Source organism: Streptomyces sp. NPDC048192, from assembly GCF_043202415.1.
GTDB lineage: Bacteria > Actinomycetota > Actinomycetes > Streptomycetales > Streptomycetaceae > Streptomyces.
This window is the reverse complement of record NZ_JBIDAL010000013.1, coordinates 216547-231296: the sequence shown is the minus strand read 5'-3', so window position 1 is coordinate 231296 and position 14750 is coordinate 216547. Positions and strand designations below refer to the sequence as shown.

Here is a 14750-nt window from a genome sequence, read left to right as displayed (position 1 = left end):
TCGCTTGGGCTCCTGCGGCTCTGCGGGCTCGCCCGGTCCTCGGGGCGCTGAAGGCTCTACCGGGCTCCCGCCGCGCTGAGCGCTCACCCGGTACTCGAGGCGCTGAGCGCCCGCCCAAGCCCTCGCGGCACCGAGCCCTCACCACGGGCCCCGCAACGCCGAGCCCTCACCCCGCCCCGAGCCACCGAGCCCGCTTCGCTCCGCCCCCCGCGCGGCTCAAGGCATCAAGGCACACCCGCACCCGCCCTCACCTCGCCGCCAGCTCCACCAACCGCGGCTCCGCCGCATCCCGCGCTGCCGGCGTACGCCGCCAGGTGCGCCACAGCCACCGTACGTCCCGGCCGAAGGACCACAGCAGTGAGCCCAGGGCGAGGAGCACGACGGTGAGGTTCACCGACCCGGGGAGGAGGCCGGAGCCCGCCAGGAGCAGGGCTATGCCCTGGATCGCCGCGACCGTCTTGCGGGCGAAGGACGGCGGGAGCGGGGCGTTCAGCCAGGGGGCGAACCGGGCCGCGGCGACGAAGGCGTAGCGCATGCCGCCGATCAGCAGCACCCACGGGCCCAGCTGGGTGGACACGTACACGCTCAGCACCAGGATCAGGAACGCGTCGACCTCCATGTCGAAGCGCGCGCCGAGCGCGGTCGACGTGCCGGTGCGGCGGGCCACCTTGCCGTCGACGCCGTCGAGGAGCAGGGCGACCGCGGTCAGGGCGACCAGCAGGGTCACCGGTGGCGAGCTCTCGAAGGAGTCCGCGACCAGTGCCGTCACCCCGCCCACCAGGGTGGCCCGGCCGAGTGTGACACGGTTGGCGGGGCCGAAGGAGCGCAGGCAGGAGCGGTGCAGGGCCCTGGCCAGGACCGCCCAGGTGGCGAGCGCGAACGCAAGGCCCGTCAGCCAGCCGGCCGGCCCCATGCCTATCGCCGTGCCGAGCAGAGCCAGCAGCAGGAGCTGTACGCCCGCTCCGACAGCGGTCTCCTGCTGGGGCCTTGCGTCATACGTGTTGTTCAGGGCCACCGCACACCCTCCGGCCGAGTGACAGAGTCGATCAACGCCGCGTACTGTGCGCGGCCTGTGCACTTCTCGGTACGTGAACAACTTCCCTACTGTTCAGGAGGATGCCGATGAACCGCTCGGCCCGCGCGTTCTGGCTCCGCTCACCGGGCCGCGGTGAGCTGCGCGACATCACGCTCGCGGAGCCCGGCGAGGACGAGGTCGTGGTGCGCGCCCTGTACTCCGGGGTGAGCCGAGGCACGGAGACGCTGGTCTTCCGCGGCGGGGTGCCGGAGAGCCAACACGCCGTGATGCGGGCCCCGTTCCAGGAGGGCGACTTCCCGGCTCCGGTGAAGTACGGCTATCTCAGCGTCGGCGAGGTGGAGGAGGGGCCGGCCGGTCTCGTCGGGCGGACCGTGTTCTGCCTGTATCCGCATCAGACCCGTTACGCCGTTCCGGTGAACGCGGTGACCGTCGTGCCCGAGACGGTTCCCGCCGCGCGGGCCGTGCTCGCCGGGACCGTGGAGACCGCCGTGAACGCCCTGTGGGACGCCGCGCCGCTGATCGGCGACCGGATCGCGGTGGTCGGCGGCGGCATGGTCGGCTGTTCGGTGGCCGCCCTGCTGGCCCGCTTCCCGGGCGTACGGCTGCAGCTCGTCGACGCCGACCCCGCCCGCGCCGCGACGGCCGAGGCGCTCGGCGTGGACTTCGCCACGCCCGACGGCGCCCTCGGCGACTGCGACCTCGTGGTGCACGCCAGCGCCACCGAAGCGGGTCTCACGCGCGCCCTGCAACTCCTCGCCCCGGAGGGTACGGTGGTGGAACTGAGCTGGTACGGCGACCGGCGCGTCACCCTGCCGCTCGGCGAGGCCTTCCACTCACGGCGGCTCACGGTGCGCAGCAGCCAGGTCGGCACCGTCTCCCCGGCCGCCCGGGCCGGACGCGGTTACGCCGAACGGATGGCGCTCGCCCTCGACCTGCTCGCCGACCCGGCACTGGACGCGCTCATCACCGGGGAGAGCGCCTTCGAGCAACTCCCGGACCTCATGCCCAAACTCGCCTCGGGCGAGATCCCCGCCCTGTGCCACCGGATCCGGTACGCCGAGACGGGCCTGACCTGAGAAAAGAGTGAGAGTGAGCTGAACACGGGGAACCGAAGAGCCGTACTACACGGCATCCCCCGACGGGTAAGGGCAGGGGGACCAGACGCGTCGTACCTGGAGGGTCGTCCGTTGTTCAGCATCACCGTCCGCGATCACATCATGATCGCCCACAGCTTCCGCGGCGAGGTGTTCGGGCCCGCGCAGCGTCTGCACGGCGCCACGTTCCTCGTGGACGCCACCTTCCGCCGCGAGCAGCTGGACGAGGACAACATCGTGGTCGACATCGGACTGGCCACGCAGGAACTGCGCCTGATCACCGCCGAGCTGAACTACCGCAACCTCGACGACGAACCCGAGTTCGCCGGCGTGAACACCTCCACCGAGTTCCTCGCCAAGGTCGTCGCCGACCGGCTCGCCGAGCGCATCCACAAGGGCGCCCTCGGCGAGGGCGCCAAGGGCCTTTCGGGGATCACCGTCACCCTGCACGAGTCGCACATCGCCTGGGCGAGTTACGAGCGTGGCCTGTGACCGGGGCGACCGCGCGGCGGGCCCGGCTGCCGTACGTCCCGGCACAGCCCACCACTGCCGGCCAGCCCAGCACCGCCGACCAGCCCACCACTGCCGGGAAGGCCGGAATCAGCCCCATGTCCCTTCGCACGGTGCACTTCGTCGTGCCGGGCGGCGTCGACGACCCGGCCGCGCCCAGCGGCGGCAACGCCTACGACCGCCGGGTCTGCCTGGACCTGCCCGGTTTCGGCTGGCAGGTCACCCGCCATGCCGCGCCCGGCGCCTGGCCGCGCCCCGACCAGGCCGCCCGCGACCAGCTCGCCCGCACCCTGAACGACCTGCCGGACGACGCGGTGGTGCTGCTCGACGGGCTCGTCGCCTGCGGCGTCCCGGACGTCGTCACCCCGCACGCCGACCGCCTGCGCCTGGCCGTGCTCGTCCACCTCCCCCTCGGCGACGAGACCGGCCTCGACCCGGCCGTCGCCGCCGACCTCGACGCCCGCGAGCGCGCCGTGCTGCGCGCCGCGCCCGCCGTCGTCGCCACCAGCGACTGGGCCGTACGGCGGCTCGTCTCCCACCACGGACTCGCCCCCGAACGGGTGCACGTCGCCGCCCCCGGCGCCGACATCGCGCCCCTGGCCCCCGGCACCGACGGCGTCTCCCGGTTGCTGTGCGTGGCCGCCGTCACCCCGCGCAAGGGCCAGCACCGGCTCGTGGAGGCCCTCGCCGCGGTCCGGGACCTGCCGTGGACCTGCGAACTCGTCGGCGGACTCGGCCAGGACCCGGAGTACGTGGCCCACTTGCGGGAACTGATCGCCCGGCACGGCCTCGCCGACCGCCTGCAGCTGACCGGACCCCGCTCCGGCGCCGACCTCGACGCCACGTACGCCGCCGCCGACCTGATGGTCCTCACCTCCTACGCCGAGACCTACGGCATGGCGGTCACCGAGGCCCTGGCCCGGGGCATCCCCGTCCTCGCCACCGACGTCGGCGGGGTGCCGGAGGCGGTCGGCCGCGCCCCCGACGGCGGGGTGCCCGGCATCCTCGTCCCGCCGGAGGACCCGGCCGCGCTCGCCGCCGAACTGCGCGGCTGGTTCACCGAACCCGACGTACGCCGCCGGCTCAAGGCCGCCGCCCGCGGCCGCCGCGCCGCCCTCGGCGGCTGGGCCGCCACGGCCCGCAGCCTCGCCGGCGTCCTCGCCCGCCTCCCCGAAGTCCCGAGGAGGGCGGCATGACCGTGCCGGAGACCACGACGGACACGACGCCGCCCGTTCCGGCGGCTCAGGGGGCAGTGGCGAACGGCGCAGGGGAGTCCGGCGGCGGTCGCATCGAAGAGAACGGCGTCCGCGGCTCCCTCGCCTCTGCGGGCCCTGGTGATGCCGCCGGTGACCTGGGGTCTTCCGTCGTCGCCGGGGCCGGGCCCGTCGGGCGGCCCGGGGACCGGGCCACCGTACGGCTGCGGGGCGGCGAGCCGGAGGAGCCGCCCCGGTACGCGCCCGAATGGCTGCGGTTGCGGGAAACGGCCGACGCGGCCGCCCGCGCCGAGGAGCTGCTGGACCCGCTGCGGGCCCGGCTGGCCGGCGGCGCACGCCAGGGCGGCGCGCTGGCCGTGCACGACGTGGGCTGCGGCACCGGCTCGATGGGCCGCTGGCTCGCGCCCCGCCTGGCCGGCGCCCAGCACTGGATTCTGCACGACCGCGACCCGTACCTGCTGCACTTCGCCGCCGTGGGCTCTCCGCGCTCCGCCGCCGACGGCAGCGGCGTCACCGTGGAGACCCGGCGCGGCGACGTCGCCCGGCTGACACCGGACGCGCTGGCCGGGGCCTCGCTGGTCACCGCCTCCGCGCTGCTGGACGTGCTCACCCGCGAGGAGGTCGTCACCCTCGCCGACGCCTGCGCCGGGGCGGGCTGCCCGGCGCTGCTCACGCTGTCCGTGGCCGGCCGGGTCGAACTCACTCCGGAGGACCCCCTGGACAAGGACATCGCCGAGGCGTTCAACGCCCATCAGCGGCGAGGCGGGATGCTCGGACCGGACGCGGTCACCGTGGCCTGCGAGGCGTTCGCCGCGCGCGGGGCCGCCGTACGCGTGCACCCGAGCCCTTGGCGGCTCGGCCCGCAGGAGTCCGCGCTGACCGAGCAGTGGCTGCGCGGCTGGGTGGGCGCGGCCGTGGAGCAGCGGCCCGCACTGCGCGAGCGCGCGGAACGGTATCTGCGGGACCGGCTCGCGGCCTGCGCCGCCGGTGAACTGCGGGTCGTGGTCCACCACAGCGACCTGCTGGCCCTGCCCCGGCCGACGGGCGGGGCGTCATGAACACCGGGGCCGACGGCCACGCGCGCGTGGGCGGCATGGACGCGGGGCACGCGCGCGTGCACAACGACGGCCCAGCCGAGGCGTGTGTGTACGGCGTCGGCACCCTGCACGCGCGCGTGCCGGACACCGGCGCGGTGCGGGCGATCCGCGAGAGCGGTACCGGGCTTGCGTATCCACCGCTCTCGCCGCCCTCGTCGCCGGAGCCGGACACCCTGACGCCGGAAGCGTCGGCCCCGCTCGGGCCGTCACCGGCGAGGAACGCACCCGCACAGCCCCCCGCCGCCCGGCGTCCCGCCCCGCGCGCGCTGCGTGCGCACTTCGGCACCGTCGCCGGTGCCGTCATCCTCGGGGCCCTGCTGTGGCGGCTGGGCACGGGCGTGCTCGTGGACGGGCTGCGGCGGATCGACGCCGGGACGGTGCTGGCCGCGCTGGCCATCGGCGTGGTCACCACCGTCCTCAGCGCCTGGCGCTGGCAGTTGGTGGCCCGCGGCCTGGGCATCCGGCTGCCGCTGGGCGCCGCCGTCGCCGACTACTACCGGGCGCTGTTCCTGAACGCGGCGCTGCCCGGCGGGATCCTCGGCGATGTGCACCGGGCGGTCCGGCACGGGCAGAGCACCGGGGACCTGCGGCGCGGCGTGAAGGCCGTCGTACTGGAACGCGTCGCCGGGCAGCTCGCGCTGGCCGTGCTCGCCGTGGCGGTGCTGCCGACCCTGCCCTCCCCGGTCCGCGCGCAGGCCCGCGACTTCGCCCCGCCCGCGGCCCTCGCCGTGGCGGGAGTGCTCGCCGTCGGGCTCGCCGTACGGATGAACCGGGCGCCCTCCCGCCGGACCGGCGGCCTGCGCGCCGCACTCGGCGAGGCGCGCCGGGGGCTGTTCTCCCGCCACGGCGGACCGGGCATCGCGCTGTCCTCCGCCGTCGTACTGGCCGGGCACCTGGCGATGTTCGTCGTGGCCGCCCGGGTCGCCGGCTCCGCCGCCTCCGTCGCGCAGCTGGTCCCGCTCGCGGTCCTCGCCCTGGTCGCCATGGGCCTGCCGCTGAACGTCGGCGGCTTCGGCCCCCGGGAAGGCGTCACCGCCTGGGCGTTCGGCGCCGCGGGGCTCGGCGCGAGCACCGGAGTCGCCGTCGCGGTGGTGTACGGCGTGCTGAGCTTCGTGGCGAGCCTGCCCGGGGTGGCCGTCCTGGCTGCGCGCTGGTACGCCGGCCTCCGTGCACCGGTCACCTCGCCGGACGACGCCTCGCCCGCCGACGGGAACACCGCCCCCGCCGTGCGCGTGGACACCGCCCCCGCCGCCCGTGCGGACGGCGCATCGACCACTCCGGCGGCCGGCCCCCGGACCGCCCAGGCGGCACCGGTCCCTGCCACCCCGGCGGACGGCGGCACCCCGATCACCCCCGAGGACAAGGCCCCGGCCAACTCCGCGGCCAAGGCGCCGGCCACCCCCGCGCCCGGCGCCGCGGCGGACGCTTCCGCGGCCGCCGTGACCAGCGGCGCCGGAACCGGCTACCCGCGGGCCTCGCTGGACGTGAGCAGCGTGAAATACGGCTCGAAGGATTCCGTCAGGCTCGCCAGGAGTTCCTTCCCCTTTTCCGCGGACCCCAGGGAAGGACGGCCGATGACGCCCGATTCGGTGTAGGCGGACATTCCCACGGTGAGCAGATGACGACGGTCGTCAGCGGTGAAATCGGCGGACTCGTAACCAGGGCGGACGAATTCGGGATGAGCGTGCAGCAGAATCGAGGTCTCGATTTCCCCCGCGTGCATGTCGGTGAGCAGCGAGGTCCGCACCCCCGCCCGCTCCCGCGCCGTCTCCCAGTCCTCCGCGGCCGGGAAGAGCGCCATCCGCTCACCGCGCGCGGAGGCCTCCTGGACGACGTTGCCCAGGACGTAGTTGCCGCCGTGCCCGTTGACCACGACCAGCGCCTCGACGCCCGAGCGGCGCAGCGACGCCGCGATGTCACGGACCACCGCGTGCAGGGTCACGGAGGAGATGCTGACGGTCCCCGGCCAGTCCGCGTGCTCGTGCGAGCAGGAGACCGTCACCGGAGGAAGGAGGTGCACCGGGTACGCGGCGGCGATCTCCCGCGCCACGGCGCAGGCGACGAGCGTGTCGGTCGCCAGCGGAAGGTACGGGCCGTGCTGTTCGAAACTGCCGACGGGAAGGACGGCGACCTGTGCTGACACCTGCGCTCCCCGGGTCCGTACGTCCTCCGTGGTGTCCGTCGGCAACACGCCGCAGGCCACGCCGTACGCCACCTCGCATGCCGCCGCACGCGCGCCCGAACCACTCATCTTTTCATGGCCTTTCGTCTCTGCTTAGGAATCAGATCATGACAGAAAACACCGGCGTCAACATGGGCGTGCTCGGCAAGAAGTCCCCGCGGCGTTCGGGCGCGGAACGCGTCGTGAATGCACCGCTGCCCACCGTGTACGGCGAATTCCAGGCGATCGGCTACCTGGACCACGACCGCGGTGACGAGCAAGTGGCCCTGGTGTACGGCGAGATCGGCACCGAGAACGTACTGACGCGGCTGCACTCCGAATGCCTCACCGGTGACGCGTTCGGCTCCCGGCACTGCGAGTGCGGCGACCAGCTGGCCTCCGCGCTGCGTGCCGTCGTCGCCGAAGGCAGCGGCATCGTCGTCTACTTGAGAGGCCACGAGGGCCGTGGCATCGGACTGCTCGCCAAGCTGCGCGCGATGGCGCTGCAGGCGGAGGGCCTGGACACGGTGGAGGCGAACCTCGCGCTCGGCCTGCCCGTCGACGCCCGCGACTACGGCATCGCCGCCGAGATCCTGCACGACCTCGGGGTGCGTTCGGTCCGCCTGATGTCCAACAACCCGCGCAAGCGGGAGGCGTTGGTCCGGCACGGCATCCAGGTCGCCGAGCGGGTGCCGCTGCTGATCGAGCCGTGCGAGAGCAACATCACGTATCTGCGGACCAAGCGGGAGCGGCTGGACCACATCCTGCCCCACCTGGACGCCGTCGCCCACGGCTCCTGAGCGGCCGTCGACCGGACCGCCCGCCGCCTCCTCCCCCCACGGGCGACCGGACCGCCCGCCGCCTCCCCCACGGGCGGCGGGCGCGGCGCCGGTCAGTCCCGCAGGGCCTCGTGGACCAGCCGCCGCAGCTCGGGGAAGACCTTCAGCGTCCTGGGCCGCACCTGCGTCATGAACTGCACCGTCAGCTCATGGGCCGGGTCGACCCAGAACGCGGTCGTGGCCGCGCCGGTCCAGCCGTAGGTGCCGGCGCTGGAGGGGGCCAGGGTGCGGGAGGGGTCGGTGACCACCGAGACGTTGAAGCCGAAGCCGAGCCCGTCGTTGCCGGGCTCCTGGTGGACGGGCGCGCCGAAGGACCGCAGTGTCGCGTCGCCGGGCAGCTGGTTGCGGGTCATCAGGCCGACGGTGTCCGCGGACAGCAGCCGGACGCCGTCGAGTTCGCCGCCCCGGCGCAGCATCTCCATGAACCGGTGGAAGTCGTACGCCGAGGAGACCAGGCCGCCGCTGCCGGACAGGAACCTCGGCCGGCCGTGCACCGGCAGCCCCGGCACCGGCTGGATGCCGCCGTCGTCCGTCTCCCCGTACAACTCGGCCAGCCTGCCCGCCTGTTCGGGCGGTCCGGGCTCGATGTGGAAACCGGTGTCGGTCATGCCGAGCGGACGCAGGATCCGCTCGGCGAAGAAGGCGTCCAGCGGCTGCCCCGACACCACCTCGACGACCCGGCCCAGCACGTTCGAGGCGACCGAGTAGTTCCACTGCGTCCCCGGCTCGAACTGCAGCGGCATCCGAGCGTAGACCTCGGTGGTCCGGGTCAGATCGGCGCCGGGCGGCACCGAGTACTCCAGGCCCGAGTCGCGGTACAGGGCGTCGACGGGGTGCCGGTGGTAGAAACCGAAGGTCATGCCGGCGGTGTGGGTGAGCAGATGCCGGATCAGGATCGGCCCGTCGGCCGGGCGGGTGCGCATGTCCGCACCCGCGCCGTCCACGTACACCCGGGGGCCGGCGAACGCGGGCAGGTGCCGGTCCAGCGGGTCGTCCAGGGACAGCAGGCCTTCCTCCACCAGCAGCAGCACGGCGACGGCGGTCACCGGCTTGGTCATGGAGTAGATCCGCCACAGCGTGTCCGCCTCGACCGGTAGCCCGGCCGCGACATCGCGCCGGCCGTAAGTGGTGAGGTGGGCGATCCGGCCGCCGCGCGCCAGCGCCACCAGGAAGCCGGGCAGCCGTCCGTCGTCGACGAGGCGGATGGCATACCGGTCCAGCCGGTCCAGCGCCTTCTCGTCCAGTCCCGCCTCAGCGGGGTCGGCTTCCTGCCGCAGCCGTGCCATCGCTCTCCTCCGGTCGCTCGTCCGCGACGCCCCCGGCGGCCCGCCGGTACGCATCGCTGTTCCATCGTCGCCCAGAAACCGCGTCACGCACCCGCTCATCAGCGGTTTTTGTGATCGACACGACGCCTTCGGCCGATCCGAGCCCCCGAGTCGCGGACACAGTCGGCCGGACGGCCGGAGGCTGCCGGCGTGAGGGAATGCGGGGCGTGTTCCGGGGAGTTGACCGTGCCATGAGCGAAGACACCTCGGCACCCGCGCAGGACGCGCTGCTCGGCCTGCTCTCCGAAGGCCACGCCGGCACCCTGGTCACCCTCAAACGCGACGGCCGTCCCCAGCTGTCCAACGTCACCCACGCCTACTACCCCGACGAGCGCGTCATCCGGATCTCCGTCACCGACGACCGGGCCAAGACCCGCAACCTCCGCCGCGACCCCCGCGCCTCCTATCACGTCACCAGCGCCGACCGCTGGGCGTACACCGTCGCCGAGGGCACGGCCGACCTCTCCCCGGTCGCCGAGGACCCGCACGACGACACCGTCGAGGAACTGGTCCGCCTCTACCGGGACGTCCAGGGCGAGCACCCGGACTGGGACGAGTACCGGGCGGCGATGGTCCGCGACCGCCGCCTGGTGGTACGGCTGCACGTCGAGAGGGCCTACGGCATCCCGAAGCGCTGACCCGCTCCGGCTCCCGGACAGGGAAGTGCTGACGCACTCCGGTCGACCGTTACGACGCTCCGGCGGTCCGCGTCTCGATGGCGTGCAGGACGGCGACCATGTCCTGGTCGCCGTGTCCCTGGGCCACCGTCTCCTCGAACAGGGTGTGGCACATGTCGAGGAGCGGCGAGGCCAGCTGCGCCTTGCGGGCCGCCTCGGCGATGAGCCGGTTGTTCTTCAGCACGTCCAGCGCGGCCGCCTGCACCGAGAAGTCCCGGTCGAACAGTTTCGGCGCCTTCATCCGGGACACGCCGCTGGCCATGGGCCCCGCGTCGAGGACGTCCAGGAACAGGCGCCGGTCCAGGCCCTGCCGCTCGGCGAAGTGGAACGCCTCCGTCAGCCCGGTCACCTGGGTGATCAGAAAGAGGTTCACGGCCAGCTTCATCAGCAGCGCGCTCGGCGCCGGGCCGCACACGAACGTCTCCCGGCACATCGGCGCGAGCAGCGGCCGTACGGCGTCCACCGCGTCCGGCTCACCGGCGAGCATCGCCACCAGCTGCCCCTCCTCCGCGGGCACCCGCGACCCGGACACGGGCGCCTCGACGTACCGGCCGCCGGCCGCGCGGACGTCGGTCTCCAGGGCGTGCGAGTACTCGGGGGAGGTGGTGCCCATGTGGACGACGGCGCGCCCGGCGACCCGAGCCGCCAGCGCCGGCGTGCCGCGCCCGAGGACGGTGTCGACGGCGGTCTCGTCCGCGAGCATCAGCAGGACGACTTCCGCCCCGGCGAACACCTCGTCGACGTCGGCGGCGACCCTCGCCCCGGCTCCCCTCAGCGGCGCGGTGCGCTCCGGGGTGCGGTTCCAGACCACCAGCGGGGTCCCGGCGGACGCCAGGCGCTGTGCCATGGGGCGGCCCATCACTCCGAGACCGATGAAACCGACGTGCACGGCGACCGTCCTCTTCTCCGGGACCGAACCTTATGACCGCTGTCATAGTAGCGGCCGTTATGACGCCGGTCATAGAGTGGGGAGGCACGAATCGGAGGGCGGGGCATGAGCGAGGCGCGACACGGGCCACGGGAGCGGATGGTCTTCAGCGCGGCCCAGCTCATCCGGCGCGACGGGGTCGCCGCGACCGGCATGCGCGAGGTCGCCGCGCACGCGGGCGCACCGCGCGGCTCGCTCCAGCACTACTTCCCCGGCGGGAAGGAACAACTGGTCAACGAGGCGGTCGACTGGGCCGGCCGGTACGCCGGCAAGCGCATCGCACGCTTCCTCGCGGGGCTCGAGGAGCCCACGCCGAGCGGCCTGTTCGCGGCGATGGCCGGGCAGTGGACCGACGAGTACGCGGCGCACGGCTTCGCGACCGGCTGCCCGGTCGCCGCCGCCACCGTCGACTGCGCCTCCGCCGGCGGCTCGACCCGCGAGGCCGTGGCCGCCGCGTTCACCACCTGGCGCACCCCGCTCGCCGAGGCGCTGGCCGGCATGGGCGTGCCCGAGGGCCGCGCCGAGTCCCTGGCCACGCTGATGATCAGCACCCTGGAGGGCGCGATCCTCATGGCCCGCGCCGAACAGGACGTACGGCCCCTCACGACGGCGGTGGTGGAACTCGGCCCCCTGCTCGACGCGGCGGTGGCCCGGGACCGGGACCGCTGATCCCTCCCGCGGGTGAGCGTCTTCCCCGCCATGCCGTCATCCGGCTCCGCCGTCTGGAGCAGCGCGCGCACCGCGGCTCGGCGCAACGCCGACGATGGGGGTGGGAGCCGAGGGCTGCCGCAGGCCCCGGCGCAGCGGACGAAGAGGCGCGAGATGACCGAACCAGGGGCTGCCGGGGACCGGCCGGGACCGCCGGGGCCCGCGGCCACGGCCGTGTCCATCGCCCGGTCGGTCGCTCTCGCGGTCGCGCTCGTCGTCGCGTACTACCTGCTGCCGCTGGCCTGGCACGGCGTGGACGCCGACGCGCTGGTCCTGGTCGGCGGCCTGCTGCTGGCCGGCCTGTTCTTCGGGTGGGAGATGCGGCTCATCACCCGGTCGTCCTCGCCGCGGCTGAAGGCCGTCGAGGCCGTGGCCGCCACGGTCGTCCTGTATCTGGTGCTCTTCGCGAGCGGCTACTACGTGCTCGAACACACGGTGCCCGGCTCCTTCAGCACCCACCTCACCAGAACCGACGCGCTGTACTTCACCCTCAGCACGTTCACCACGGTCGGCTTCGGCGACATCACCCCGGTCTCCCAGACGGGCAGGGTGCTGGCGATGTGCCAGATGGCCTGCGGTCTGCTGCTCGCGGGCGTGGCCGTACGGGTGCTCACGGGCGCGGTACGGGTGGGGCTGCGCCGCCAGGGGCGGGGACCGCCTCAGTGACGCTGCCGGCGGTCGTCCCGCTCCGTGACGGCCCGGCGCGGACGCCGGTGCTTGCCCGGGCCCGCTCGCCGCACTAGCCTCCGCGCGTGATCAACGGTGCACATGTGGTGCTCTACAGCCGGGACGCGGAGGCGGACCGCGCCTTCCTGCGCGACACCCTCGGATGGGCGCACGTCGACGCGGGCCACGGATGGCTGATCTTCCAGGCGCCGCCCGCCGAGGCGGCCATACACCCCACGGACGGCGAGCCGGCGCACGAGCTGATGCTGATGTGCGACGACCTGGACGCGACACAGCGGCAACTCGCCGAACGCGGAGTGGAGTTCACCCGGCCGGTCGAGGAGGCCCGCTGGGGCCGGGTGACCGCCCTGCGCCTGCCGGGCGGCGGCGAACTGTCCCTGTACGAGCCCCGCCACCCGCGGCCGTAAGAGCCCCGCCCTCACGGCCGCGACAGCCCTCGCGCGTCCCGGCCGCCGGGCGGTAGCAGCCTGCGCGCCCCAAGCCGTCGGTCAGTAGCTGCCTCCGTTCCCCGGCCGCCGGGCGGTGGCAGCTCCCGCGCCTCGGCCGCCGGGCGGTAGCAGCTCCCGCGCCCCAAGTCGTCGGTCAGTAGCAGCTCCCGCGCCCCAGCCGCCGGGCGGTGGCTGCCTCCGCGCCTCGGCCGCCGGGCGGTAGCAGCTCCCGCGCCCCAAGTCGTCGGTCAGTAGCAGCTCCCGCGCCCCAGCCGCCGGGCGGTGGCTGCCTCCGCGCCCCAAGTCGTCGGTCAGTAGCAGCCCCTGCGCCCGTCGGTCAGTAGCTGCCTCCGCGCCCGGGGCGTCGGGCGGAAGCAGTCTCCGCGCCGCAGCCCGCCGGCGGGAGCGGCCCACGCGGCCAAGCCCGCCGGCGGGAGCGGCCCACGCGCCCCAGCCCGCCGGGCCGGAAGCAGCCCCAACGCCCCAGGTCGTCCGCCAGTAGCAGCCCGGCGCGGAGGCGCGGCGCGTCTCAGGCCGTGACGCGCTCCGCGCGCGTGTCCTGCCGGTCCGCTCGTTCGCCGAGGAGTTCCGTCGGGACCCGGTGGGTCTCGCGGGCGGTGAGGGCGGCCAGGGCCGGCGGGAGGCACAGCGCGGCCGTGAACAGGGCCACCGCCGACCAGTCGTCGCCGCCCGGACCGGCGATCTCGGCGGCGAAGGTGACCGCGAACCCGGCCACCGCGAAACCGATCTGCGTGCCGACGGCCACGCCCGACAGCCGGACCCGGGTCGCGAACATCTCGCCGTAGAAGGCGGGCCACACCCCGTTCGCTGCGCTGTAGACGAGACCGAAGGCGACGATCCCGAGGACGAGGGTGAGCGGGCGGGAGCCGGTGGAGATCGCCCACAGATACCCGGCCATCGCGGCCGCGCTGCCCACCGCGCCGGCCAGGAACACCGGCCGGCGCCCGATCCGGTCTGAGAGCGTGGCCCACAGCGGGATCGCGGCCAGCGCGGCGACGTTGGCCAGCGCGCCCACCCACAGCATGAACGTACGGGACATGCCGACCGCGTCGCTGGTGGCGTACGCCAGCGCCCACACCGTGAAGACCGTGCTGACCGAGGCGATCAGCGCGCCCGCGATCACCCGCAGCACGTCCGCCCAGTGGTCCCGCAGCAGCACCGCGAGCGGCAGCCGGACCACGCCCTCACGCGCCGCCTGCCGGGCGAACGCGGGGGTCTCGCGCAGCCGGCGCCGGATGACGTAACCGACGACCGCGACCACCACGCTCAGCCAGAACGGCACCCGCCAGCCCCAGGACAGCAACTGCTCCTCCGGAAGCCGGGAGACGGGGATGAAGACGAGCGTGGCGATGAGCTGGCCGCCCTGGGTGCCGCTGAGCGTGAAACTGGTGAAGAAGCCGCGCCGGTCCGGCGGCGCGTGCTCCAGACTCATGGAACTCGCGCTCGCCTGCTCGCCGGCCGCCGATATGCCCTGCAGCACCCGGCACAGCACCAGCAGCACCGGAGCGAGCGAGCCGGCCTGGGCCCGGGTGGGCAGACAGCCGATCAGGAAGGTCGACAGGCCCATCAGCAGCAGCGTGAAGACCATGATCTTCTTGCGGCCGAGCCGGTCGCCGACGTGCCCGAGGAAGAGCGCGCCGAGCGGCCGGGCGGCGTAGGCGACGCCGAAGGTGGCGAGCGACAGCAGCGTCGCGGTCGCCGGGTCGGAGGAGTCGAAGAACACCTTGGGGAAGATCAGGGCGGCGGCGCTGCCGTAGACGAAGAAGTCGTAGTACTCCAGGGCGCTGCCGATCCAGGCGGCCGTCGCCGCCTTCCACGGCTGGCCGGGAGGGGCGTCGGCGGCGGGCGCGGGCGTGGGGACGGACACGGCGGTGCTCCTTCGGGGGGAACCCCACCCTACGGATGGGTGGGGTGAGCGACGGGGGAGGGAGCGGGCGGAGGGCCGGATCTCGGCTGCTAATTAACCCACTGGATAGTTAGTCGTGGTGGGTGGGATGTTGCGCGCGTGTTTCCCCGCCTGTCAAG

14 protein-coding genes and 1 pseudogene are annotated in these 14750 nt (G+C 74.2%); 10 read left to right on the top strand and 5 right to left on the bottom strand.

Annotated elements, in window-relative coordinates:
* Nucleotides 1-247 precede the first annotated feature (247 nt).
* Nucleotides 248-1015, bottom strand: a complete 768-nt coding sequence (locus ACGFZN_RS27820) for a CDP-alcohol phosphatidyltransferase family protein (RefSeq protein ID WP_393861227.1) — start codon at nucleotides 1013-1015, stop codon at nucleotides 248-250.
* Nucleotides 1016-1122: 107 nt separating this feature from the next.
* On the opposite strand from ACGFZN_RS27820, the gene ACGFZN_RS27815 reads away from it, so the two are divergent.
* From ACGFZN_RS27815 to ACGFZN_RS27795, 5 genes and pseudogenes are all read left to right on the top strand, one after another.
* Nucleotides 1123-2112: a zinc-binding alcohol dehydrogenase gene (locus tag ACGFZN_RS27815; RefSeq protein WP_393861226.1), complete on the top strand. Its 990-nt coding sequence runs from the start codon at nucleotides 1123-1125 to the stop codon at nucleotides 2110-2112.
* Between the two features lie 111 nt (nucleotides 2113-2223).
* Complete coding sequence (locus ACGFZN_RS27810; protein ID WP_393861225.1) at nucleotides 2224-2622, top strand: 6-pyruvoyl tetrahydropterin synthase family protein; 399 nt, start codon at nucleotides 2224-2226, stop codon at nucleotides 2620-2622.
* On the top strand, nucleotides 2619-3836 hold the full coding sequence (locus ACGFZN_RS27805; protein ID WP_393861224.1) for a glycosyltransferase family 4 protein: 1218 nt from the start codon (nucleotides 2619-2621) through the stop codon (nucleotides 3834-3836). Before ACGFZN_RS27810 ends, ACGFZN_RS27805 begins: the two co-directional genes overlap by 4 nt.
* A complete protein-coding gene (locus ACGFZN_RS27800) occupies nucleotides 3833-4912 on the top strand; it encodes a class I SAM-dependent methyltransferase (RefSeq protein ID WP_393861223.1) in 1080 nt (359 codons plus the stop codon). The genes ACGFZN_RS27805 and ACGFZN_RS27800 overlap by 4 nt, the downstream gene beginning before the upstream one ends.
* A pseudogene (locus ACGFZN_RS27795) lies at nucleotides 4909-6021 on the top strand (lysylphosphatidylglycerol synthase transmembrane domain-containing protein); the annotation flags it as partial. The gene ACGFZN_RS27800 and the pseudogene ACGFZN_RS27795, both read left to right, overlap by 4 nt.
* A 392-nt stretch (nucleotides 6022-6413) precedes the next feature.
* Here ACGFZN_RS27795 and ACGFZN_RS27790 read toward each other — a convergent pair.
* On the bottom strand, nucleotides 6414-7202 hold the full coding sequence (locus ACGFZN_RS27790; protein WP_393861222.1) for a creatininase family protein: 789 nt from the start codon (nucleotides 7200-7202) through the stop codon (nucleotides 6414-6416).
* A gap of 38 nt (nucleotides 7203-7240) precedes the next feature.
* Here ACGFZN_RS27790 and ribA point away from each other — a divergent pair, with 38 nt between their 5' ends.
* Nucleotides 7241-7912, top strand: a complete 672-nt coding sequence (gene ribA / locus ACGFZN_RS27785) for a GTP cyclohydrolase II (protein WP_330336766.1) — start codon at nucleotides 7241-7243, stop codon at nucleotides 7910-7912.
* A 92-nt stretch (nucleotides 7913-8004) separates the two neighbouring features.
* Here ribA and ACGFZN_RS27780 read toward each other — a convergent pair whose 3' ends face one another.
* Entirely contained in the window at nucleotides 8005-9237 is a 1233-nt protein-coding gene (locus ACGFZN_RS27780; RefSeq protein ID WP_393861221.1) for a serine hydrolase domain-containing protein, read from the bottom strand.
* 230 nt (nucleotides 9238-9467) lie between these two features.
* Between ACGFZN_RS27780 and ACGFZN_RS27775 the strand changes: the two genes are divergently transcribed.
* Nucleotides 9468-9914: a PPOX class F420-dependent oxidoreductase gene (locus ACGFZN_RS27775; protein ID WP_393861220.1), complete on the top strand. Its 447-nt coding sequence runs from the start codon at nucleotides 9468-9470 to the stop codon at nucleotides 9912-9914.
* A gap of 49 nt (nucleotides 9915-9963) precedes the next feature.
* Here the strand turns inward: ACGFZN_RS27775 and ACGFZN_RS27770 are convergent, their stop codons facing one another.
* Nucleotides 9964-10842, bottom strand: coding sequence for an NAD(P)-dependent oxidoreductase (locus ACGFZN_RS27770; protein ID WP_393861219.1), 879 nt, complete (start codon nucleotides 10840-10842; stop codon nucleotides 9964-9966).
* A gap of 105 nt (nucleotides 10843-10947) precedes the next feature.
* On the opposite strand from ACGFZN_RS27770, the gene ACGFZN_RS27765 reads away from it, so the two are divergent.
* The 3 genes from ACGFZN_RS27765 (at nucleotide 10948) to ACGFZN_RS27755 (ending at nucleotide 12683) form a co-directional block, all read left to right on the top strand.
* Nucleotides 10948-11550: a TetR/AcrR family transcriptional regulator gene (locus ACGFZN_RS27765; RefSeq protein ID WP_393861218.1), complete on the top strand. Its 603-nt coding sequence runs from the start codon at nucleotides 10948-10950 to the stop codon at nucleotides 11548-11550.
* Between the two features lie 153 nt (nucleotides 11551-11703).
* Nucleotides 11704-12255, top strand: coding sequence for a potassium channel family protein (locus tag ACGFZN_RS27760; protein WP_393861217.1), 552 nt, complete (start codon nucleotides 11704-11706; stop codon nucleotides 12253-12255).
* Nucleotides 12256-12341: 86 nt separating this feature from the next.
* Nucleotides 12342-12683, top strand: coding sequence for a VOC family protein (locus ACGFZN_RS27755; protein ID WP_393861216.1), 342 nt, complete (start codon nucleotides 12342-12344; stop codon nucleotides 12681-12683).
* A gap of 550 nt (nucleotides 12684-13233) precedes the next feature.
* Here ACGFZN_RS27755 and ACGFZN_RS27750 read toward each other — a convergent pair.
* Nucleotides 13234-14592: an MFS transporter gene (locus ACGFZN_RS27750; protein WP_393861215.1), complete on the bottom strand. Its 1359-nt coding sequence runs from the start codon at nucleotides 14590-14592 to the stop codon at nucleotides 13234-13236.
* Nucleotides 14593-14750 lie beyond the last annotated feature (158 nt).

What these genes read in the sequence shown, in the direction of transcription:
- ACGFZN_RS27815 (WP_393861226.1), top strand. Translation starts at nt 1,123, where the DNA reads ATGAACCGCTCGGCCCGCGCGTTCTGGCTCCGCTCACCGGGCCGCGGT.
- ACGFZN_RS27800 (WP_393861223.1), top strand. Translation starts at nt 3,833, where the DNA reads ATGACCGTGCCGGAGACCACGACGGACACGACGCCGCCCGTTCCGGCG.
- ACGFZN_RS27790 (WP_393861222.1), bottom strand. Translation starts at nt 7,202, where the DNA reads ATGAGTGGTTCGGGCGCGCGTGCGGCGGCATGCGAGGTGGCGTACGGC.
- ribA (WP_330336766.1), top strand. Translation starts at nt 7,241, where the DNA reads ATGACAGAAAACACCGGCGTCAACATGGGCGTGCTCGGCAAGAAGTCC.
- ACGFZN_RS27780 (WP_393861221.1), bottom strand. Translation starts at nt 9,237, where the DNA reads ATGGCACGGCTGCGGCAGGAAGCCGACCCCGCTGAGGCGGGACTGGAC.
- ACGFZN_RS27775 (WP_393861220.1), top strand. Translation starts at nt 9,468, where the DNA reads ATGAGCGAAGACACCTCGGCACCCGCGCAGGACGCGCTGCTCGGCCTG.
- ACGFZN_RS27765 (WP_393861218.1), top strand. Translation starts at nt 10,948, where the DNA reads ATGAGCGAGGCGCGACACGGGCCACGGGAGCGGATGGTCTTCAGCGCG.
- ACGFZN_RS27760 (WP_393861217.1), top strand. Translation starts at nt 11,704, where the DNA reads ATGACCGAACCAGGGGCTGCCGGGGACCGGCCGGGACCGCCGGGGCCC.